The sequence below is a fragment of the Pontibacter locisalis genome (genome assembly GCF_042684605.1).
GTDB lineage: Bacteria > Bacteroidota > Bacteroidia > Cytophagales > Hymenobacteraceae > Pontibacter > Pontibacter locisalis.
The window spans coordinates 75,485-97,385 of sequence record NZ_JBHULU010000004.1 but is presented as its reverse complement, the minus strand read 5'-3'; the positions used below and the strand labels follow the sequence as shown (position 1 = coordinate 97,385).

17 protein-coding genes are annotated in these 21,901 nt (G+C 43.1%); 11 read left to right on the top strand and 6 right to left on the bottom strand.

Annotated elements, in window-relative coordinates:
* The first annotated feature begins 15 nt into the window (after positions 1 to 15).
* The 7 genes from ACFSRY_RS03540 to ACFSRY_RS03510 all read left to right on the top strand — a co-directional run bounded on the left by ACFSRY_RS03540 (position 16) and on the right by ACFSRY_RS03510 (position 12,272).
* Positions 16 to 1,440 carry a RagB/SusD family nutrient uptake outer membrane protein gene (locus ACFSRY_RS03540; RefSeq protein ID WP_377503385.1) on the top strand — a complete coding sequence of 475 codons (1,425 nt, stop codon included), beginning with the start codon at positions 16 to 18 and terminating at the stop codon, positions 1,438 to 1,440.
* Positions 1,441 to 1,460: 20 nt separating this feature from the next.
* Positions 1,461 to 2,291: a Calx-beta domain-containing protein gene (locus ACFSRY_RS03535; RefSeq protein ID WP_377503384.1), complete on the top strand. Its 831-nt coding sequence runs from the start codon at positions 1,461 to 1,463 to the stop codon at positions 2,289 to 2,291.
* Between the two features lie 139 nt (positions 2,292 to 2,430).
* On the top strand, positions 2,431 to 4,107 hold the full coding sequence (locus ACFSRY_RS03530) for an amidase (RefSeq protein ID WP_377503383.1): 1,677 nt from the start codon (positions 2,431 to 2,433) through the stop codon (positions 4,105 to 4,107).
* A 116-nt stretch (positions 4,108 to 4,223) separates the two neighbouring features.
* Entirely contained in the window at positions 4,224 to 6,632 is a 2,409-nt protein-coding gene (locus ACFSRY_RS03525) for a prolyl oligopeptidase family serine peptidase (protein ID WP_377503382.1), read from the top strand.
* 446 nt (positions 6,633 to 7,078) lie between these two features.
* A complete protein-coding gene (locus ACFSRY_RS03520; protein WP_377503381.1) occupies positions 7,079 to 10,120 on the top strand; it encodes a SusC/RagA family TonB-linked outer membrane protein in 3,042 nt (1,013 codons plus the stop codon).
* 19 nt (positions 10,121 to 10,139) lie between these two features.
* Positions 10,140 to 11,699 (top strand): RagB/SusD family nutrient uptake outer membrane protein, encoded by a 1,560-nt coding sequence (locus ACFSRY_RS03515; protein ID WP_377503380.1) that lies wholly within the window; start codon positions 10,140 to 10,142, stop codon positions 11,697 to 11,699.
* Positions 11,700 to 11,714: 15 nt separating this feature from the next.
* On the top strand, positions 11,715 to 12,272 hold the full coding sequence (locus ACFSRY_RS03510) for a hypothetical protein (protein ID WP_377503379.1): 558 nt from the start codon (positions 11,715 to 11,717) through the stop codon (positions 12,270 to 12,272).
* A 56-nt stretch (positions 12,273 to 12,328) separates the two neighbouring features.
* Here the strand turns inward: ACFSRY_RS03510 and ACFSRY_RS03505 are convergent, their stop codons facing one another.
* Both ACFSRY_RS03505 and ACFSRY_RS03500 read right to left on the bottom strand, forming a co-directional pair.
* On the bottom strand, positions 12,329 to 13,132 hold the full coding sequence (locus tag ACFSRY_RS03505; RefSeq protein ID WP_377503378.1) for a phosphatase PAP2 family protein: 804 nt from the start codon (positions 13,130 to 13,132) through the stop codon (positions 12,329 to 12,331).
* Between the two features lie 5 nt (positions 13,133 to 13,137).
* Positions 13,138 to 13,941, bottom strand: a complete 804-nt coding sequence (locus ACFSRY_RS03500; RefSeq protein ID WP_377503377.1) for a phosphatase PAP2 family protein — start codon at positions 13,939 to 13,941, stop codon at positions 13,138 to 13,140.
* 270 nt (positions 13,942 to 14,211) lie between these two features.
* On the opposite strand from ACFSRY_RS03500, the gene metK reads away from it, so the two are divergent.
* Positions 14,212 to 15,516 (top strand): methionine adenosyltransferase, encoded by a 1,305-nt coding sequence (gene metK, locus ACFSRY_RS03495; protein ID WP_377503376.1) that lies wholly within the window; start codon positions 14,212 to 14,214, stop codon positions 15,514 to 15,516.
* A 149-nt stretch (positions 15,517 to 15,665) separates the two neighbouring features.
* Here the strand turns inward: metK and hpf are convergent, their stop codons facing one another.
* The 4 genes from hpf to ACFSRY_RS03475 form a co-directional block, all read right to left on the bottom strand.
* Positions 15,666 to 15,965, bottom strand: a complete 300-nt coding sequence (gene hpf / locus ACFSRY_RS03490) for a ribosome hibernation-promoting factor, HPF/YfiA family (protein WP_377503375.1) — start codon at positions 15,963 to 15,965, stop codon at positions 15,666 to 15,668.
* Between the two features lie 24 nt (positions 15,966 to 15,989).
* A complete protein-coding gene (locus ACFSRY_RS03485) occupies positions 15,990 to 16,868 on the bottom strand; it encodes a tyrosine-type recombinase/integrase (protein WP_377503374.1) in 879 nt (292 codons plus the stop codon).
* A 71-nt stretch (positions 16,869 to 16,939) separates the two neighbouring features.
* Positions 16,940 to 17,134 carry a 30S ribosomal protein S21 gene (rpsU, locus tag ACFSRY_RS03480; RefSeq protein ID WP_377503373.1) on the bottom strand — a complete coding sequence of 65 codons (195 nt, stop codon included), beginning with the start codon at positions 17,132 to 17,134 and terminating at the stop codon, positions 16,940 to 16,942.
* 148 nt (positions 17,135 to 17,282) lie between these two features.
* Positions 17,283 to 18,422, bottom strand: coding sequence for an acyl-CoA dehydrogenase (locus ACFSRY_RS03475; protein WP_377503372.1), 1,140 nt, complete (start codon positions 18,420 to 18,422; stop codon positions 17,283 to 17,285).
* 251 nt (positions 18,423 to 18,673) lie between these two features.
* Between ACFSRY_RS03475 and ACFSRY_RS03470 the strand changes: the two genes are divergently transcribed.
* From ACFSRY_RS03470 to ACFSRY_RS03460, 3 genes are all read left to right on the top strand, one after another.
* On the top strand, positions 18,674 to 19,420 hold the full coding sequence (locus ACFSRY_RS03470; protein ID WP_377503371.1) for a tyrosine-protein phosphatase: 747 nt from the start codon (positions 18,674 to 18,676) through the stop codon (positions 19,418 to 19,420).
* Between the two features lie 26 nt (positions 19,421 to 19,446).
* Positions 19,447 to 20,433 carry an NAD-dependent epimerase/dehydratase family protein gene (locus ACFSRY_RS03465; protein ID WP_377503370.1) on the top strand — a complete coding sequence of 329 codons (987 nt, stop codon included), beginning with the start codon at positions 19,447 to 19,449 and terminating at the stop codon, positions 20,431 to 20,433.
* A gap of 66 nt (positions 20,434 to 20,499) precedes the next feature.
* Positions 20,500 to 21,897 (top strand): tetratricopeptide repeat protein, encoded by a 1,398-nt coding sequence (locus ACFSRY_RS03460; RefSeq protein ID WP_377503369.1) that lies wholly within the window; start codon positions 20,500 to 20,502, stop codon positions 21,895 to 21,897.
* Positions 21,898 to 21,901: the final 4 nt, after the last annotated feature.

Here is a 21,901-nt window from a genome sequence, read left to right as displayed (position 1 = left end):
TAAAGAAAGATTAAAATGAAAGTATATAAGAATTTAAGATATGTAGCTCTTTCATTAGGGCTGCTGTTTTCAACATCAGCGTGCGATGACGCATTAGATGTTCAGCCGCAGGATGAACTAGTATCTGACATCGCTTTAGAAAACATCAACGATTTCAGATTAGCATTGAACGGTGTGTATTCTGGGCTAACTTCTGGAAGTTACTACGGAGCTGCAATGGAAATTAACCTTGCTTACCTAAGTGACAACGCAAGACGATCTGTAGACAACAGAGGGCAGGGTGCAGAACTGTACAACTATACCTTTAATGCAAATACTGGCGATGCTGCTGCAATGTGGTCCGCAATGTACCGTGTGGTAGATAGAGCAAACATCATTCTTACAAGAATTGATGCTGTTGAAGGCACTCAGGCAGAGAAAGATCAGATAAAAGGTGAGGCTTTAATGGCCCGTGCATTAGCATACCATGACTTAGTTAGACTATTTGCTAAGTCATATGATGCAACGCCTGATGCAAGTCATTTAGGTGTACCAATTCTTTTGGAATCTAAAATCAGTGAACCTGCGCGTAACACTGTTAAAGAGGTTTATGACCAAATTAATGAAGATTTGGCAGCCGCTAAAGCTTTAATGAAAGATGGCGCAAAAGCACCATCAAAGTTTACTCCTACTGCCGCCAATGCTTTATCAGCTAGAGTTGCTTTGTACCAGAAGAACTATCCTAAAGTGGTTGAGTATGCAACAGCAGCACTTAATGCAAAAGGAGTAGCAAACATGACCACTTTCGCGAATATGTGGGAGCAAGGAAATGCGACAGGTGAAGCTTATGTAAAGCTTACAATGGAAGTTGGAAATACCAGATTAGGGGAAGCTTTCTACGAAGTAATCTTAAACACTGCTTTCATCAATCCTACTGAGGAGCTTTTGAACCTGTATGATAAGGAAGACGATGTTCGCTATACTTCTTACTTTACAAGTATACCAGGTCGTGAGGCTGGAGAGAACATTGTAACAAAGTATACAGACTTAGATTCTAACCAGCCAGGTTTGACTGATATCTATCTTTTAAGAGCTGGTGAAATGTTGCTTTCTAGAGCTGAGGCATATGCAAGATTAGGACAGGATGATTTAGCATTAGCTGATCTGAATACACTAAGATCAAACAGAATAGAAGGATATGTTGCGGTAACTGGCCTGACAGGGCAAGCTCTTTTAGATGCTATTATTACTGAGAGACGCAAAGAGTTGGCTTATGAAGGACACCGCTATTTTGACCTTAAAAGGCTAAATAGGGCGTTAACCAGAGGTGCAGATTGTTCAGCAGCTCCTCAAAGTAACTGTACTATTCCTGCAGGAAACTTCCGTTTCACTTTCCCTATTCCACAGGATGAAGTGTTTGCTAATAAAAACATAGTTCAAAATGAAGGTTACACGCAGTAGCCATTAGCTAAGTCGATATCATGAAAAAGATAAATAAATTAATTGCAGCAATGCTATTTATGGGAGTGTCAGTGTTTTCACTGACCTCCTGTGAAAAAGAAGAGTTCTTTTACGAAGGCCCAAGCTTTATAAACTTTGAGACTGATTCTCAGGAAGCAGCAGAAAACAGAACAACAGTTGTAAACGTGCCAGTGTTTCTATCTACAACTACACATCCTGGTGATGTGACAGTAGAGGTAGGTGTTGCAGGTGATGCTCAGGAAGGGGTTGACTTCGAGATAGTAGAAGGTAAAACTTTAAACTTTCCTGCTGGTGTTTATTCTGATACTGTAAAAGTTCGCATTATTGATAACGAGGCAGTTGATGGGAACAAGATTATAACACTTAATCTTAACAGCAACTCTGCCGGGTTTAATCTAGGTTACCCTGGGCCGGAGAACAGAAACAGCTCAACTAATATTGTTGTTGTAGATAACGACTGTCCTTTTGTGGCTTCAGATTTTACAGGTTCTTTTACAGGTAAATATACAAGAGCTTCTACAGGGGCTGTAAGTACTTACACATCTTCAATTAAGCAAGATGCAGATAACCCTAACATATTTATAATCTCAAACTTCTGGGGAGAGGGACTTGACGCAAGGGTTACATTAAACGGTGAAACATTATCAGCTGTTGTTCCAGTACAAGATTTTTCAACAGACTTCTATGGTTATGGCCCAGCTACACTTGAAAGCTTGGCGACACCTGCAGGTAAAATTGTTACCTGTGACAAAAAGATAACTTTTGACTTTGTTGTAAGAGTATCAGCAGGAAGCTTTGGCCGTTACAAAGCGGAGTTTACTAAAAAGTAAATAATATTAAATTATAGAAAAAGGGCAGGAAAGTTTTCCTGCCCTTTTTTTGTGCCCATAAAGTAAAGAAGTTGAAGCTACTGTTGCAGAAGTAATAAGGAATATCTTAAATTGTATAAGGTAAATTAACTTAAAACTAATGTTTAAAAAAGGAGCAATGTTTTTAATAGGTGCCGGATGTTTCGTATCGGGTGCTTTTATATCCAAAGTAGCGGAGAGCAAGCTTACAGTTGATATGGTGCGGGATGCACAGAAATTGATCGGCCTGAATTTTACTGATGCACAGCTGGACTCAACACTTACAGAACTGGAGGAATTTAAAGAGAATTACGAAGTGATCAGGAAGCAGCCATTAACGAATGATGTTGCCCCTGCACTGGTATTTAATCCAATTCCTGTTGGATACACCTTCCCGACGCAAAAACAGAGCTTTGAAGTTACTAAGTCCGAAAAGGTAAAGCTTCCTAAGAACAAAGAGGAGCTTGCATTCTATTCAGTACCGCAGCTAGCAGAACTTGTACGCACGCAGCAGATAAGCTCCGAAGAATTAACAAAATTCTATATCGCCAGGCTGAAAAAGTATGGGCCAACGCTAGAGTGTGTCACCACATTAACAGAGGAGCTTGCGTTGCAGCAGGCACGAAAAGCTGACCAGGAGATAAAAGCTGGTAAGTATAAAGGAATGCTGCACGGTATTCCGTTCGGTGTGAAAGACCTGTTGTCTACAAAAAAGTATAAAACAACCTGGGGTGCGACGCCTTACAAAGATCAGGTAATTGATGAGGATGCAACAGTGGTACAGCGCCTGCAGGATGCCGGTGGAGTGCTGGTGGCAAAGTTAACGCTTGGGGCATTAGCTATGGGCGACGTCTGGTACGGCGGTAAAACACGTTCCCCTTGGGATTTGGAAAAAGGATCCAGTGGGTCATCTGCCGGTTCTGCTGCAGCTGTTGCAGGTGGTTTAGTACCTTATGCCATCGGTACAGAAACACTTGGTTCTATCGTATCTCCATCTACGGCCTGTGGTACAACAGGTCTGCGTCCAACGTTTGGCCGCGTAAGCCGTCATGGTGCAATGGCTTTAAGCTGGTCAATGGACAAGATTGGTCCGATTACACGTTCTGCAGAAGATGCAGCTATCGTGTTTAATGCGATTTACGGTCCTGACGGAAAAGATCAATCTGTTTATGATGTACCATTTAACTATAACCCGAGCATCAATCCTAAGAAGCTGCGGGTAGGTTACCTGAAAAAAGACTTTGAAAGAAGCTATGGTTTCAAAGAAAATGACCAGGCAACGCTCAAAGCTTTAACAGATGCAGGAATAGAACTGGTCCCAATAGAGCTACCTGACCTGCCAGCAAGAGAGTTAACGTTAACTATATCGGTAGAAGGAGCTGCAGCGTTCGATGACCTGACAAGAAGCGGCCGTGACAGCCTTTTAGTTGCACAGCATAAGAATGCATGGCCAAATATTTTCAGGGCAGGCCGCTTTATCCCTGCTGTAGAATACCTGCAGGCACAGCGCGTAAGAACCCTATTGGTGCAGCAGATGCAGGAGAAACTTAAAGACATTGACGTATACCTGAGCCCGTCTTTTGCCAGTAACAACCTGGTGGTAACGAACCTGACGGGCCATCCGTGTGTTGTACTGCCAAACGGATTTCAGAAAAATGGAATGCCGACAACAATTACCTTTATGGGCAAATTGTTCGGGGAGGCTGAGTTGCTCAGCTTCGCAAAGTTCTACCAAAGCTTAACCAGCCACGAGGAACAGCACCCGAGCATGGACTTTAGTAAGAAAAAGAGATCCTAGCTAAAAACAGCCGCCGCCTGTAGAGATAATCTTAACAGGCGGCGGTTTTGCTTAATGGGTGATATTCCCTTACTTTGAAAATAATCTAACCTAACTACCTAAAACTATAACATAACATGCTATTCAAAAGAAAAGCGCTGGCACTGGTTGTCTGGGTGATGCTTTGCGGCGGCGCATTGCAGGCACAGGACGGCAAATTGACTTTAAGCGTTGATAAGATCATGCGCGATCCGAAATGGATCGGTACATCCCCGAGTAATGTCTTTTGGTCAGAAGATGGCAAGAAAGTCTATTTCTACTGGAACCCAGAAGGAAATAAAAGCGACTCCTTATACAGTGTGTCTGCTGATGGAAAGAATATCAGGAAAGTAAGCGCACAGGAGCGCAAGAACCTTCCAAGCCCGTACGGCGACTACAACAGAGCGGAGACCAAAAAAGTATATGAGAAGAATGGCGACATCTTTTTATACGATATCAAGTCAGGCAAGTCGCAGCAGATTACAAATACAGTAGAGCGGGAAAGCAATCCTGAGTTTAGCCACAGCGAACAGAAGGTTACCTACATAAAGGATAATAACCTATATGCCTGGAGCCTGGGCAATGGCCAAACGGTACAGCTGACAGATTTTAAAAAAGGACGCAAGCCGGCAGGGGAGGGCAAAGATGCTCAGCGCGATTGGCTGAAAGAGCAGCAGTTATCTCTGTTGCAGATTGTTCGGGAGCGGGAAGAGAAGAAGGAGGAGCAAAAGAAACAGAGACTTGCCGAAGCTCCGGCACGACCCAAAGAGATTTATGTAGAGGATAAGTCTGTGAATGGCATCACGCTCAGTCCTGGGGAGCAGTACATCACTTACCAATTAGTTACACGCCCTAAAAATGCCAAAGTAGCTATTGTGCCCGATTATGTAACAGCCTCAGGTTACACAGAAGATATAAATACCCGCACGAAAGTTGGCGATGCCCAGAATACCTACGAGTTCTTTGTGTATGACACGAAACGTGATACTGTGTTTGCCGTGTTGATGAACGATGTGGAGGGGATAAATGATAAGCCTGCATACCTGCTGAGCAAGGAGGCTGAAGCCAGTGCAGGAAAAGGGGCTGCCGATGGTAAGACTAAGAAAGCCGAAGCGCGTCCGACAGTGATATACGGTCCTTTTTGGTCTGAAAATGGCAAGCATGCCGTAGTGGTAGCCCGTTCACAGGATAACAAGGACCGCTGGATCCTGAAACTTGATCCCGCTACTGGTAAGCTTACGCTACTGGATCGGCAGCGTGATGAGGCTTGGATCAATGGCCCGGGTATAGGCTATGGTCCTGGTGAAATTGGGTGGATGCCGGATAATGAGCATGTGTGGTTTCATTCTGAAGAAAGCGGTTATTCACATCTTTATAGTGTAGATGTGAATAGCGGTAAGAAGAAAGCCCTGACAAGCGGAAAGTTCGAGGTTTCGGATGTACGCATGTCTGATGATAACAAGAACTTCTATTTTACAGCCAATAAGACGCATCCGGGGGAGAAGCACTTTTACCGCATGCCGGTTCAGGGAGGCGACATGGTGCAGCTAACCAATATGACGGGTGCCCATGAAGTAGCGGTTTCTCCGGATGAGAAGAACCTGGCGATACGCTATTCCTTCAGCAATAAGCCTTGGGAGTTGTTTGTGATGGACAACAAGAAGGGAGCAAAGCCGAAGCAGGTTACACAGTCGCTTACAGAAGAGTTTAAGTCTTATGACTGGAGAGAGCCGGAGAATATTGTTTTCAAGGCGAAAGATGGATCGGATGTACATGCCCGTTTGTACCGCCCGGAAAATGCAGCGAAAAACGGACCGGCTGTTGTATTTGTGCATGGGGCAGGGTACCTGCAGAACGCGCATAAATGGTGGAGCAGCTATTTCAGAGAGTATATGTTCCATAATTTCCTGGTAGACCAGGGATATACAGTGCTGGATATAGATTACAGGGGAAGTGCAGGCTATGGCCGCGACGTTCGCACCGGAATTTACCAGTTTATGGGCGGTAAAGATCTGAGTGACCACGTGGATGGCGCCAAGCATCTTGTGGAAAAATACAATGTGGATCCAAACCGTATCGGTATTTACGGAGGGTCTTATGGAGGCTTCATAACGCTTATGGCAATGTTCACAGAGCCTGATGTATTTGCGGCAGGTGCTGCTTTGCGCTCTGTTACAGATTGGGCCCATTATAATCATGGGTATACTTCCAATATTCTTAACACACCTTATACCGATAGTACGGCCTATGCAAAGAGCTCTCCTATTTACTATGCAGAAGGATTAAAGGGAGCACTTTTGATTGCACATGGTATGGTGGATACAAATGTTCATTTCCAGGATGTCGTGCGCCTGACGCAGCGACTTATAGAGCTGGGGAAAGATAACTGGGAGCTAGCAGTTTATCCTGTTGAGGATCATGGCTTTGTTGAACCGTCAAGTTGGACGGATGAGTATAAGAGGATATACAAGCTCTTCGAAGAGAACCTGAAAGAGAGTAAAAAGTAAAAATATCCCGACCTTTTACTGAAATGGTGCAGAAAAGTTGCTTCTGCACCATTTTTTTTATTTTATACTTTTTATATAACACAGGATGTATAAGAGAGTGTTTTATGGGGTAAATTGTGACTTTAGGGAAGGTAATTGTAATATCTGAAGTGTATGCTTTAACTCTTAATTTATATAACATAACCCTTACGTGTTTCAATATCTTCTTAAATTTCAATTAATTAATGTTTAGACGTTAATTATTGATAAGGTTAAAGTTCCGTTGAAGAGAACGAGTAAGAAAGGATATATAGTAAAGTTCAGTTCTTGTAAATTACCATTATAGGCTTTTATAAGGCGATTATTGCTTAAAAATATTTTAGTAAAAGAATTTTTGCATATCGTTTTTACAGATATATTTGGCGACTATTAATTATCAAACTAACCAATTATTCTAATCTAACTTTATGAGAAAAGTTCTATTGTTGAGCTTTGCTCTGTTGTTGGTGCTCTCGAATGTAGCATTAGCACAGAGTCGGGCCATCTCAGGTAAGGTACTTGCCGTTGAGAATGGTCAGCCCCTGCCAGGGGTTAACATTGTCGTTAAGGGGACGACAGTTGGCACATTTACATCCGCGGATGGTAGTTACACTGTTAACGTGCCATCAGAAAACGCAGTTATATTGTATTCATTCCTAGGTTATTTACCACAGGAGATCAGTACAGCTGGTAAGTCTACGATCAACGTACAGCTGAAAGAAGATTCCAAAACTCTTTCTGAAGTAATCATCACAGGTTACGGCACAGTGGTAAACAAGCGTGACGCTGTTGGTGCAATTTCTCAGGTATCTGCAAAGGCCATTGAGAACAAGCCGATGCCATCTTTGGATAAAGCGCTTCAGGGCCAGGCTGCCGGTGTATTGGTGCAGGCAAACAACGGTATCCCAGGTGGTGCTATAAACGTGCGTATCCGTGGTGTGGGTTCTCTTCAGGCAGGTACGCAGCCACTATATGTAGTGGACGGTGTACAGCTAAACACACGTAATGACGCTTCTTTTACACAGTCTAACCCACTGGCGTTTTTGAACCCAAATGACATAGCTTCTATCGAAGTATTAAAAGATGCGGCTACTGCTGCTATCTATGGTGCTCAGGCAGCAAACGGTGTTGTATTGATTACTACTAAAAAGGGTACAGCAGGTAAGACAAGATTTACAGCGAGTGCCTATGGTGGTGCTACTGCTCCATTGAAAAAGCTTGATGTGCTAAACACGCAGGAGTACCTTCAAATGAGAACGGAAGCCTATAACAACCGCTATTTAGATGGTATTGATGCTAACAGACAGTATACTTTGGGTACAGAAATGAGGATTCCTAATGGGGCATCTCTGACACCAGAGGAAATTGCGGCACTTCCTACTTATGACTGGCAGGATGCAGTTATGCAGACTGGTAAAATCCAGAACTATGAGCTTTCTGCAAGCGGTGGTAATGATAAGACTACTTTCTATGTAGCTGGTTCTTATAACATCAATGAAGCAATGTTTAAGAAGGTGGACTTCAAAAGAGGTACAGCTAAATTGGACCTTACACACAAGGCTTCAGACAAGCTGTCTTTCACTTCTTCATTGAACCTTTCTTCTTTCAGCCAGTTAGCACCTTTTGCAACGGATGGTTCTTTCTTAGGTAACCCTGCTTTCTCTGCATCTCTGATGATACCAAGCAACAGGATTTATAATGAAGATGGTTCTTATTTTGGCCTTCCAGGAAGCGGCCAGGTATTCCCAGGTATTCTTAACCAGAACATTGTAGCTGTTAATGACTTCAATGAGTCTAGCCAGCGCAACAACTTCGTGGTAGGTAACATCTCTGCTACTTATGAGTTAGTACCTGGTTTATCTTTCAAGACTTTCTATGGTTTAGATTATCGTATAGTACAGGGTAGCTCATACCGTGACCCAAGAACAAATGATGCTTATGCAAGAAAAGGTCTAGGTCAGGTTGAAAATACCTGGAATACTAACTTCCTTACTACGCAGACCCTGAACTACAATAAAAAGATCGATGAGCATTCTTTCAATGCTTTAGCAGGTTTTGAGTACAAGCATGAGCAGCAGGAAGGTATCTTCACTTCTGCAGATGGTTTCCCGTCACCTCAGTTCAGATATTTGAACTCTGCTGCAAACCCGCTTTCAGCTAGCCAGTTCTTCACAGAGTTCAAGCGTATCTCTGGTTTCGGACGAATCAACTATAGCTTCGGTAGCAGATACTTACTTGCCTTGACTGGCCGTTATGATGGTTCTTCTCGTTTTGGTGCAAACAATAAGTTTGGTTTCTTCCCATCTGTACAGGTAGGTTGGAATATCAAAGAAGAAGCTTTCATGGAGTCTGTTGACTTCCTGTCGTTCCTTAAGCTTCGCGGTTCATTCGGTACAACGGGTAACGACCAGGTTGGTAATTTCGCTTCTAGAGGTCTGTATGGCTCTGGATCATTATATGGTGGAGCTGCAGGTATCAACCCTTCCTCTTTACCTAACCCGGATTTGAAGTGGGAAAGAAACCAGACCATCAACGTTGGTCTTGATTTCGGATTCTTTAACGACCGTATTGCTGGTACTGTTGAAGCTTATAACAGAAGAAGCTTAGACCTGCTGTTAGATCAGCCGGTATCATGGACAGCTGGCTACGGAGCTTTCACGTCTAACGTAGGTGAGTTACGTAACCGTGGTATCGAAGTTGAACTAAGAACAGCCAACATTCAAACAGCAAGTGGTTTCAAGTGGAATACGAATTTCAACATCGCCCGTAACCAAAATGAGGTTATGAAGCTTTATGGTGGTTTGGATGTACTTCCGTCTGATAACTCTATTCGCGTAGGACATCCGGTTGGTGCTATCTTTACGCAGAAGTACGCTGGTGTGAACCCTGCAACAGGTAGACCAATGTTCTATGACATCAACGATAACATTGTATACACGCCACTAAATGCTGATAGAAGAGTTATTGGTGACACACAGCCTGACTGGTTCGGTGGTTTAACTAATACATTCCAGTTCAAGGGCTTTGAACTAGACTTCTTGTTCCAGTATGAATACGGCAGAATGCAGTCTGATGGCCAGTTGAACTTCTTAACCGAGAATGGTAACCGTTCATTCAACACGTTACAATACTTCTATGACAACCGTTGGACCACTCCAGGTCAAATCACAAGTGTTCCAAGACCTTATGATGGCGGTGTTGAGCCAGGTGGTGTAAACCACGTGTTAGGATCTAGCAGAACGTTCAACAAAGTGGACTACATTCGTCTAAGATCAATAACCTTCTCTTACAACGTACCATCAAGCTTCCTTAGCTTCGCTAAGTTAAGCACAGCTAAGATTTATGCTCAAGGTTCTAACCTGTACACGTACAGCGACTACAAAGGTTATGACCCAGAGTTCTTTGGATCAGCAACTGGTATCATACCTCAGAGCAAAAATTACACTGTAGGTATTCAGCTAGGTTTTTAATCAATAAAGAATCAATAACATGAATATAAAATATAAATTTTCATCAATAGCTCTCTTAGCAGCTGCTTTGACTTTCTCTTCTTGCGAGAAAGCAGTAGAAGTAGACCCAAGACAGTCAATTGATATGAGTACTGCATTAAATTCCAGAGAGAATGTTAATGCTGCTATCACAGGTGCTTACTCTCGCTTCAAGTCTCTCAGATCTTATGGCAGAGATATGGTTGCTTTCCCTGAGGCTTTGGCTGACAACGGTCGCTTTACAAACAAGTCAGGCAGATTAGCAAATGAAGCCAGAAACCTTCATAATGCTCATTTTGGCAACTGGCAAATTTATTATTATGCCATCAATGACATTAACCTTGCGCTGGAGGCTATTCCAGAGCTGAACGTGATTCCTGCTGTAACAGAAGATGAAAAGAAGGCATGGGAAGGGCAGCTTCAATTCTTAAGAGCACTTAGCTATTTTGACCTGGTACGTACATATGCTTATGACCCAGGTACAGGAAGTGCTGTAGGAACTAATGACAAAGGTGGTGTTCCTCTGGTGCTTTCTGGTGTTAAATCTTTGGGTGATGCGGTTCTTCGTTTACCTTCAAGAGCTAAAGTAGAGGATGTTTATAAGCAGATTTATGCTGACCTGAAGGATGCTGAAGCTAAATTAGGTAACATAGGATCATCTCCGGCTACAGCCAGCAAGCAAGCTGCGCAGGCACTTCTTGCACGTGCGGCACTATATAACAAAGATTACGCAACTGCAAAAGAGTATGCAGATAAAGTAATTGCTTCTCATGGCTCTCGCCTTCTAACAGCGAGCGGTTATGTTAACGGTTGGAGAAACAGAGTAAACCCAGAGTCATTGTTCGAGGTAACATTCACAATCAACGCTGAAAACAACGGTGTGAATGAGTCTCTGCAAACTTCTTTCACAACGTTAGTTGTTGCGGGTAACAGAAGCCAGACAGGTGGTTTTGGTGACTTAGTGCCTACTAACTCATTGTTAGCTGATCTAGGTATTACTATGACGGCCCTGTCTAACGGTGCCAGTTCAAATGGTAACAGTGCTGCAGCCATTGCATCTAGAAATACTGATGTGAGAAATCAGCTTTATGAATTGGGTACAGCAGGTCGTGGTGCTCCTTTTGTAGAGACTACAAAGTTCCTGGGCAAGAACGGTTCTATTAACTTAGACAACACTCCTGTACTTAGAGTTTCTGAAATGTTCCTGATTAGAGCTGAGGCATTATCTACTGTAGGTTCATCAGTATTCAATGAGGCAGCTGCTCGTGCAGATCTTATCAAGATTAAAGAAAACAGGTATTCTGATTATGCAGGCTCTGCAAGAGCTACGGCTGATCTAGCATTAACCGGTGCCGCTTTAAGAAATGAGATCCTGCGTCAGAGAAGAATAGAATTTGCTTTTGAAGGACACCGTTTCTTTGACCTGAAGAGATTAGGAATGGATCTTGTTAAAGCTCCTCACTATTCAACTGTACCATTTACTGATTACAGAATCTTACCTCCACTTCCTATCAGAGAACTTGATGGTAATCCAAATTTAGTTAACAATTCAGGCTATTAATTTTTATAAAAAGTCATGAAAAAAATATTTTTAGCATTCGTAGCCTTCATTGCACTAGCAACAACATCTTGCATAGAAAATGAAGAGATTACTTTAAAGCAGGATTTCATAGAAATGGATGCTGCCACTTATAATTCTAACGGTGTAGAGAGAGACTATCCGGTTATTAACAGAAAGCCAACGCCTGGTCGTCAGGTTTATACTGCGACAACAAATGGTTGGCCAGCTGATCCTTTGATTAATAGAACTTCAGGTACTATTCAGCTTCGCGTTAACCTGGTAGGTCCTCACTCTGATGTGGCACAGGAGCTTACGTATGCGGTAGTTCCTAATCAAGTCTATGCAGCAGGTACTATAAACGCTGATGCTGCTGTTCAGGGAACACATTTCAGAACAAATGGTAAGGTGACTATACCTGCAAACTCTAGCTTCGGGTTTATTGATGTAGAAATCCTGAACCCAGGTTCTGCCCATGCTACTGATAAACTTATTGTTCTGGAGCTAATAGGCAATGACAAGTATAAGCCGAATCCTTTGGATAGTAAAGTTGCCATTGTTATCAACAAAGGCTAGTAAAAAAAGGCCCCGCGAAAGTGGGGCCTTTTTTTCTTTATACTACCAGAAGAAATCTAAAATGCCAGTGATAAAGTAGCTCCTTTAAAATCCGGAGTAGAAACAGGAACTATACTTAAGTTGCTGTTACCCTTATGCAGTTCAGGCACAAGAATTCCAACGGTTGTTCCTAAGGCGTACCCGATAATGTTGTCGCTTAGATAATGCTTACCGGCTCTCATTCTTAAATACCCTACAGCAAAAGGTACGGCAGCGGCTGTTGCCCAGATGTAAGGCCGGGCAGGAGAGTCAGGATTCAGATCATGAAATACTTTAGCAACAAAGAAAGTAGCTGTAGCGGTGGCAGCCGTATGGCCAGCAAAAAAGGAGTTCTCGCCATACTTGTGTAGCCGTGCCTCCAACGGAGCATCCTCTGCATACACGCTTGGGCGCTTCCGATCAATGAGCCCCGCAGTTAAAGCATAAAGCCCACCAGTGATGGACATGGCCTGCCCATACAGTAAGTATACCTGTGGGGCATTCTCCTGTACATCCTTGTCGAACAGCAAGAGTAAAGGCGTAGCAAAGGAACCGTAGAACGGGAAATCGCTGGCGCTCTCGGCAGAGGCGCTGTAGTTTCCAGCTGCAAACCGGTCAAACCTGTTTACATCAGTTGTTGATAACCCAACCAGATCCTGTTCTGTAAGCTTGTCTTTGTTAGTAATAAGTAAACTTCCTGCCACAGAAGCACCTATTCCTACAGCCGTAATAGCGCCATCTTTTACCCAGTTTATCTTATATGGGAAAGTTGTAGTTTGTGCATTTGTATTATGCAGGCAGAAGCTAAAAAGAAAGAACCAGATCTGAAGTATTTTCATCATAACCTTTAAAACCTATATGTAAGCAAGGCTCCTCTGAAAGAGGGTGCTGTAATAGGTACAAGGCTGATATTAGTTTTGTTTGATTTTTTATGAAGCTGTGGCACTAAAATGCCTGCTGCTGCTCCTAAAGTATACCCTAAGATGTTATCGCTTAAGAAGTGCTTTCCGGCTCTTAAGCGCAGGTAACCAACAGTGGCTGGTATGGCTGCCGCAGCCGCCCAAACGTATGGCCTTGCATTTGAATCAGGATAGAAATCGTGAAACACTTTAGCTGCAAAGAAAGTAGCACTGGCCGCTGCGGCTGTGTGGCCGGCATAGAAAGAGTTTCTCGCATTGGCGCGCGTCTTCTCGCTCATTTCAACATCATCACTGTAAATTAATGGTCTTGTACGTGGTGCCAACCCATTTGTCATAGTAAAGAGAGAACCTGTTACAGCCATGGTTTCGACGTACAGCACGAAAATCTGACCTGCATTTTTACCTACTTCATCTTTTAACATCAGGGCAAAAGGCAAGGCAAATGAGCCGTAGAAAGGAATATCACTCACCTTCTTGGCTGACTCCGAATCCCAACCTGCTGAAAACCGGTCAAACCCGTTGACGTCATCCTTAGAAAGATTTGCAATTTCCTCTTCCGTAAGACCATCCTTGTCCTGCATGAGTGTAAGTCCGTAATAGCTTAGTCCCATGCCGGTAACAATTATTGGTCCGTCTACTGCAAGCCGTGTTTTGTAAGGGGATTCTGTTTGTGCGAATGCACCTTGTGCAAAAATGAGAACGGCTGAAAATAAAGTGAATATGTGCTTCATGTTAGAGTATTTCAAATAGTACAATTTTATGATATTGAAACGCTATGAGGTTTAAAATGTTTTGAAATTAGACATGTGCAGGCTGTTCAGGTTAGGCTTGAGATGATTGTTCGGAGAGGAAAAGCGCCAGATTTCGGGTGCATCAGACTTAGTAAAACTGCTATTGTCTATGTAGATACCTGTTTTAACTGTGATAGAATTGTTTTAGCTTTGTAACCGCTGCCGGTTGTGGCAGCTGGTTTATACTTTGTACCTAAACCCATAGAAGAAATGCCTTATTTATTTACTTCTGAGTCTGTATCAGAAGGACATCCGGATAAAGTGGCGGACCAGATTTCTGATGCGCTACTAGATGAGTTTCTGAAGCAGGATCCTCAGTCTAAAGTAGCTTGTGAAACGTTGGTAACTACCGGTCTGGTTGTATTGAGTGGAGAGGTGAAGTCAGAAGCTTACGTTGACGTGCAGAAAGTAGCCCGTGATGTGATCAAGCGTATTGGCTACACTAAGTCTGAATATATGTTCGATGCGGATGCCTGTGGTGTTATTTCTGCCATTCATGAGCAGTCTGCTGACATTAACCAGGGTGTAGAACGTGCTAACCCGGAAGATCAGGGAGCAGGTGACCAGGGCATGATGTTCGGTTACGCGACAAACGAAACTGACAATTACATGCCTTTGGCTCTGAGTATTTCGCACCTGTTGCTGGAGGAGCTTGCTGCGATCCGCAAAGAGGGCAGGGAAATGACTTACTTGCGACCTGATGCTAAGTCGCAGGTAACCATCCGCTACAGCGATAACCATGTGCCAGAGAAGATCGACACAATTGTTATCTCTACACAGCATGATGAGTTTGTTACAGCAGAAGGCGATAGCAATGAAGCAAAAGACGCTGCTGAGCAGAAGATGGTAGCTAAGATCAAAGAAGATGTGGATAACATTCTGATCCCACGCGTACTGAAGCAGTTGCCGGAGCGTATCCAGATGCTATTCAACAAAGACATTACATATCACATCAACCCTACAGGTAAATTTGTGATAGGAGGTCCGCATGGTGATACAGGTTTAACTGGCCGTAAGATCATCGTGGATACTTATGGTGGTAAAGGTGCTCACGGAGGTGGTGCTTTCTCTGGTAAGGATTCTTCAAAAGTTGACCGTTCTGCAGCGTATGCAGCACGCCACATAGCTAAAAACTTAGTAGCTGCTGTTGTTGCTGATCAGGTACTGGTACAGGTAGCTTATGCTATTGGTGTTGCAAAGCCTGTTGGTTTATATGTAACAACCTACGGCTCTACAAAAGTAAAGGATGCTAGCGGAAGCATCATGAGCGATGGAGAGATTGCAGAGAAAGTTAATAAGTTGTTTGACATGCGTCCGTACGCTATTGTGCAACGTTTTGGCTTGCAAAACCCGATTTTCTCTGAAACAGCTGCCTATGGACATATGGGTAGAACACCTGGTTTGAAAAAAGTAGAGTTTTCAGTGAACGGCCACAAAGAGTCAAAAGAGTTTGAAACCTTCACTTGGGAGAAACTGGACTACGTAGATAAGATCAAAGCAGAGTTTGGCTTATAGTCAACTCTTGCTAAAGTAGATTTACTTAAAATAAGTATAAACAGAGAGGCCTGCTAAAGTTTAGCAGGCCTCTCTGTTTTAAAATGTCTCACTTTAATAGACATTCATAATTCTTAATTTCTAATTCATAATTGGAAAGCTCCGCTTTCCTAGTGAGCCATCTGCTTTTCTTTATACTTCCTTAGCTGTCGGCGCATTGCTTCAACGGCAGCATCTGCTGCTGCTTCAAAAGATGGGGCTTCTTCTTTTGAAAACAAGGTAGAACCTGGTACAAACAGTTTTATTTCAACAGTTTTGTTAGCTATACCATCGCTGTTATTATGTTTAAGAAACACTTCACCTTCCACTATCCGGTCGAAGAATGTTTCAAGTTTATCAACTCTCTGCTGGATGAAATCGGTAAGCTGTTTATCAGCCTCGAAGTGGATTGAATGCATCTGTAGCTTCATAGTCGTAATATTAAATGGTTAAAATTATGCTTTTGGGTGTGCTTTCTCGAATATCGATTTAAGCTTTTCTATTGAATTGTGTGTGTAAACCTGGGTTGCCGCAAGGCTTGAGTGACCTAGTAAGTCTTTGATAGCATTAAGATCTGCCCCCTTGTTTAACAAATGCGTAGCAAAAGAGTGGCGCAGCACGTGGGGGCTATTATTTTGAGAGGTAGTTATCAAACTTATGTACTTCTTTACAACACGATAAATGAACTTAGGATAAAGAGGACGAGCTTTATTTGTAACGAGCAGTTTTTCAGAATTGTTATCCGGAAATTCACTTTTCTTATGCTTCTGATACACCTCTATACAAGATAGCAAGGAATCGTTAATAGGTATGATGCGCTCCTTGTTTCCTTTCCCCAGAACACGCACCGTTTTAGCACGCAAGCTAATATCCCCATCAGCAATGCCAATGAGTTCTGCCAGCCGTATGCCTGTCCCATAAAGGAGCTCCAGGATCAACCTATCTCGTTGTCCTTCAAAGTTTTCCTCAAACGTAAAAGTATCCAGCAGCGTGTTAAAAGGCTCTTCCGGTACGAAAGCCGGAAGCTTCTTGGAAACCTTAGGAGCCTTGATGCGCAGCATTGGGTTTGCCTCGATGCGCTGCTCTGCGAGTAAAAATCTGTAGTATGAGCGAAGGCAGGCGATCTTTCTATTGATAGATCTCGGCTTAATATTGTTCTGCACCAGTGTAAGAATCCAGGAACGGATGATGGTGTGGCCTGCTTCAGCAGGATCTGTGATCTGGTATACCTGTTCCAGGTACTGGGCAAATTGCCCCAGATCGGTGTGATAGGAGGTAAGGGTGTGCGGGCTATACCGCTTTTCGTACTGTAGGTACTTAAAAAATAATTCCATAAACCAGTGTTCCGGGCATGTAAGCCTGATACACTAATTTATGGAATTATTAAATATGTTGGTAGGAAATACTAGTAGTTTTGGTCAGCGAAAAGCTTTTGCTTGTAAGCAGCTCTCTCTTTCTGCTTTCTTTTAGCAACTGACGGCTTTTCGAAATAAGTTCTGGAACGAAGCTCTTTCAAAACACCAGTTCTCTCGAATTTCTTCTTGAATCTTTTTAATGCACGGTCTACTGACTCGTTATCTTTTACGTTTACAATAATCATGTTATCTCTCTTCTCTTAGAATTAGGGTTGCAAATTTAACGAAGCTTATACTTAAAAATCAATAGTTTGAGTAAATATTTCTCCTAAACTACTGAAAAACTTCTCAAACCTGTAGCAAAAGCGTGTAACAGGGGCAAGAAAGTTTGAATTATTTAAGTACTGCTCTTGATATAACGAGTTTTTGTATCTCACTTGTTCCCTCACCAATGGTGCAAAGCTTGGCATCGCGGTAGTACTTTTCAGCAGGGTAGTCTTTTGTAAAGCCGTACCCGCCAAAAATCTGTACGCCTTCGTTCGCTACTCTCACGGAAACCTCAGAAGCATACAGCTTAGCCATCGCAGACTCTTTGTTCACATTTAGGCCTCGGTTCTTCATATCAGCTGCCTGGTAAGTAAGAAGTGCAGCAGCTTCTATTTCAGTGGCCATATCCGCTAATTTAAAAGCGATGCCCTGGAAACTGGAAATAGGCTTGTTAAACTGGTTGCGTTCTTTAGAATAGGCAAGAGCTGCCTCAAAAGCACCTTGTGCAATACCTAAAGAAAGCGCAGCAATAGAAATACGGCCACCATCCAGAACTTTCATCGCCTGGATAAAGCCTTCGCCAACCTTTCCTAAGATCTGGTCTTTGTGCACACGGCAATCCTGGAAAATAAGCTCAGTAGTTTCGGATGCTCTCATGCCCAGTTTATCTTCTTTGCGACCCGCACTGAAACCAGGAGTTCCTTTTTCAATTACAAAGGCAGTCATACCATGAGAATCACCAACCTCACCGGTACGTACAATCACAACTGCAACATTACCTGATTTACCGTGAGTGATAAAGTTTTTCGCACCATTGATTACCCAATGATCGCCATCCTGAACAGCTACAGTGCGCATATTGCCTGCATCAGAACCTGTGTTAGGCTCAGTTAAGCCCCAGGCACCAATCCACTCTGCTGTAGCTAGTTTTGGTAAGTATTTCTTTTTTTGTTCTTCGTTTCCGAACTGCAGGATATGGCCGGTACAAAGGGAGTTATGGGCTGCCATAGATAAGCCAATGGAACCGTCAATCTTCGAAAGCTCTGCAATTGCCGTTACATACTCCAAATAACCAAAGCCTGATCCACCGTATTCTGTGGGAACAAGTACGCCCATCAGGCCCAGTTCGCCTAATTTTTTAAATACTTCGATAGGGAATTCCTGGCTTTCGTCCCACTCCATCATCTGCGGCTTTATGTGCTTTGCGCCAAAGTCGCGTACCATGTCAGCGATCATGCGCTGGTTCTCAGTATATCTTAATTCCATTTATAGTTTAGTATGGCAGTTTAAAAGTCGCGTATATAACGGTTATTGACTATCCGTTGTTTACAAAGCTAAATAAATACGGCAAAAGGACCAATTGTGGAATATAAAATAAAACATACTCTGGCTTACTCAAGGTCAAAATCGTAGATGCGCAAAGTATATTTTTGATAGAGCGTTTTATTTGCGTTATTTTGAAAGAATTTTGCTTTAAGGTGCCGGAAAAGAGCAACTAACGTTTCGGAAAACAGGAGATGAAGAGGTTTTTTAAAAACTTGTTTGGAAGTGAAGAAGTGGCTGAGGAGTCTTTCAGTACATTAGGGGTAGACATGCACTCACACATCCTTCCTGGCCTGGATGATGGTTCTGATAGCCTGGAAAGATCGCTTGAACTGGTGCAGGTGATGAAGAGTCTCGGATACCATAAGCTGATCATGACGCCCCATATCATGAGCGACTTCTACAGAAATACTCCGGAAGGAATCCGTGAGAAGCTTGCTTTACTGCAAAATGCCGTGAAAGAGGCGGGAATAGAGATGGAGCTTGCCTGTGCGGCGGAGTATTATCTGGATGAGGGCTTTCTGGAGAAATTAGATACGGGACAGGAACTTCTTACCTTCGGAGACAACTACATACTGTTTGAAACTTCCTTCCTGAATGAGCCTTTGAACTTGCGTGAGGCAATCTTTAAGATGCGGTCAAAGGGATACAAGCCCGTACTGGCGCATCCGGAGAGGTACACATACTTCTATGGTAAATTCGACAACCTGGTGGAGCTAAGAGAGCAGGGGGTGTTGTTTCAACCTAATCTTAATTCTCTAACAGGCTATTATTCGGCGGGGGCTAAAAATATAGTTGAAAAGCTGATAGATAATGGGATGGTGGATTTCCTGGGGTCTGATACGCATGGCTTAAAACACACTGACTCCCTTCAGAGAGTGCTCTCATCAAAATATCTTTCCAAAGCTTTTGCCTTGCCATTGCGAAACAGCCAATTGTAAGATAATTCTACTCAACCTATCTTAATATGATATTCGTTACTGGCGGCAGTGGCCTTATTGGCAGTTTTCTTATCCCGGCACTTCTGGGACAAGGGTATACTGTGAAGGCGCTGTACCGGGGGCAGGTACCCAGCATAAAAGGAGCTGATCAGGTACAATGGGTGGAAGGTGATATCCTGGATCCTGTGTTTCTGCGAAATGCGCTGCAGGAGGTGCAATATGTTTTTCATTGTGCCGGTTTAGTGTCTTATGCGCCGCAGGATAAAGAACTCCTGAAGCAGGTAAATATTGAAGGGACGGCCAATATGGTAGATGCCTGCCTTGAACACGGCGGAGTAAAGCTTTGCCATGTTAGTTCAATAGCTGCGGTGGGCAGGCCAAAAGGTGTACAAACGCTTACAGAGAATAGTAAATGGGATGCTTCTGTGGAGCATTCCGCCTATGCAAGTTCTAAATATCTGGGTGAGCTGGAAGTATGGCGGGGTATAGCAGAAGGTTTGGAAGCTGTTATTGTTAACCCGTCAGTTGTGCTTGGCCCTTCAGACTGGAACCGCAGTAGTACGCAGCTTTTCAAATATGTTTATAACGAAAGGACTTTCTACACGCAAGGTAGTGCTAACTTTGTGGATGTTCGGGATGTAACAGAGGCAATGATGAAATTGACTTTCTCGGAAATTACTGGGGAAAGGTTTATATTAAATGCTGAACAAGTAAGCTACAAAGATTTCTTTAAAGGGGTGGCTGTAGGTTTTGACAAGAAGGCTCCCTCTGTTAAGGTGCCTCCTGCACTGGCCGAAGTAGTGTGGAGGCTCGAACATGCCCGAACCTGGTTCACGGGAGGCCGACCTCTTATAACAAAAGATACTGCACGGGTATCAGGTAAAAACCACCTTTTCAGTAATGAAAAGGTCAGGGAAGCAATTGGTATTAATTTTAGACCAGTTGCTGAAAGCATTGCCTGGGTTTGTGATGGGCTAAAAGAACAAAAGGCTTCAGCACCTGAATTCCGGTAAACTATTTGCAGTATAAAAATGTAATATGACAAAGGCTGTTACCCTGCAGCTTGTTGGATTTTGGAGATGAAAGATAACTTTGAAGAACACAGCGAAGAGCTGGAACTGATAAACCGTTTCGAGCAGATGCTCGGGAGTGATGAGATCGTGTTTTTCGATCTGACTGATTTTGAACTAATTATAGATCATTATACTGCAAACTTTGATTATGCCAAGGCGTTAAAAGCCTGCGATGCAGCCTTAGTGCAATACCCTTTCTCTTCAGGATTGATGATTGATAAGGCACAGCTTTTAGCTATGTCCGGGAATTTTGAGGAAGCGCTTGTTTTAATAAACCAGGTGGCTGAGATAGAGCCGGAAAGTGCTGATGTACAACTTACGCGCGGGATTATCTATACCCAACGTGGAGAGTTCAGGGATGCTATTGATTACTTTAAGAAAGCCCTGGCATATTCTGAGGACAGGGACGATATTTACTTCAATATTGGTTTAGCTTATCAGACCTGGGGTAAATTTAACTCTGCTATAAAATACTATAAGAAGTGCGTTGAGCTGAACCTCGAGAACGAAGCGGCTATGCAGGAGATTATTTACTGCATGGAGTTAACCGGTACCATACGTGAGCACTTGCCATTCTTCCAGGAGTTTGTAGACAAAGACCCCTATTCTTATGTAGCCTGGTTCAATCTTGGCAATGTATACAACAAGCAAGGCCTTTATGATAAAGCCATTGCTGCTTACGACTACTCTACCATCATCAAGCCTGACTTTATCACGGCTTATAATAACATGGCCAATGCGTATGTTTTTCTAGGAGAATATACAAAAGCCATAGATGCTTTCAATGCTATGCTGGAGCATGGTACGCCGTCAGCCGAAGCATATTGCAACATCGGGGAGTGCTATGAAAAACTGTTGCAATGGGACTTGTCCCGGAGGTATTACCAGAAAGCCGTGGATCTTGATCCGGAAATGGATGAAGCCTGGTTTGGCATTGGGGTAATTCTGGATGCGCAGGGTAAATGGTACGAGGCCGTACATTTTTACAAAAAGGCTGTTGAGCTTTATGATGATAGTGCCGATTACTGGGTGGCACTTGCCGGGGCAGAGTATAACGTGGGGCACATCGTTTCAGCTTTGGAAAGCTATGCACGTGCGGCAGAGGTACAGCCAAGTGATAAGAACATTTACCTGAACTGGTCCATTATCCTGTATGAGCAGGGTAACTTTGAGGAGGCCATTGATATTATTTTGAATGCGATAGAATTGCAGCCTGACGAAGCTGAGCTGTATTACAGAGCTTGTGCTTACATGCTTTCGGCAGGAAAATACCGCGAAGCTTACAATTATCTGGAAAATGCTTTAATTTTGGACTTCGATAAGCATAAGCTGTTGTTCGAGTTCTTCCCTGAACTGGAGTCGCAGCGGGCTTTATCCAGATTAATTGATCAATATCGCAAATAAAATT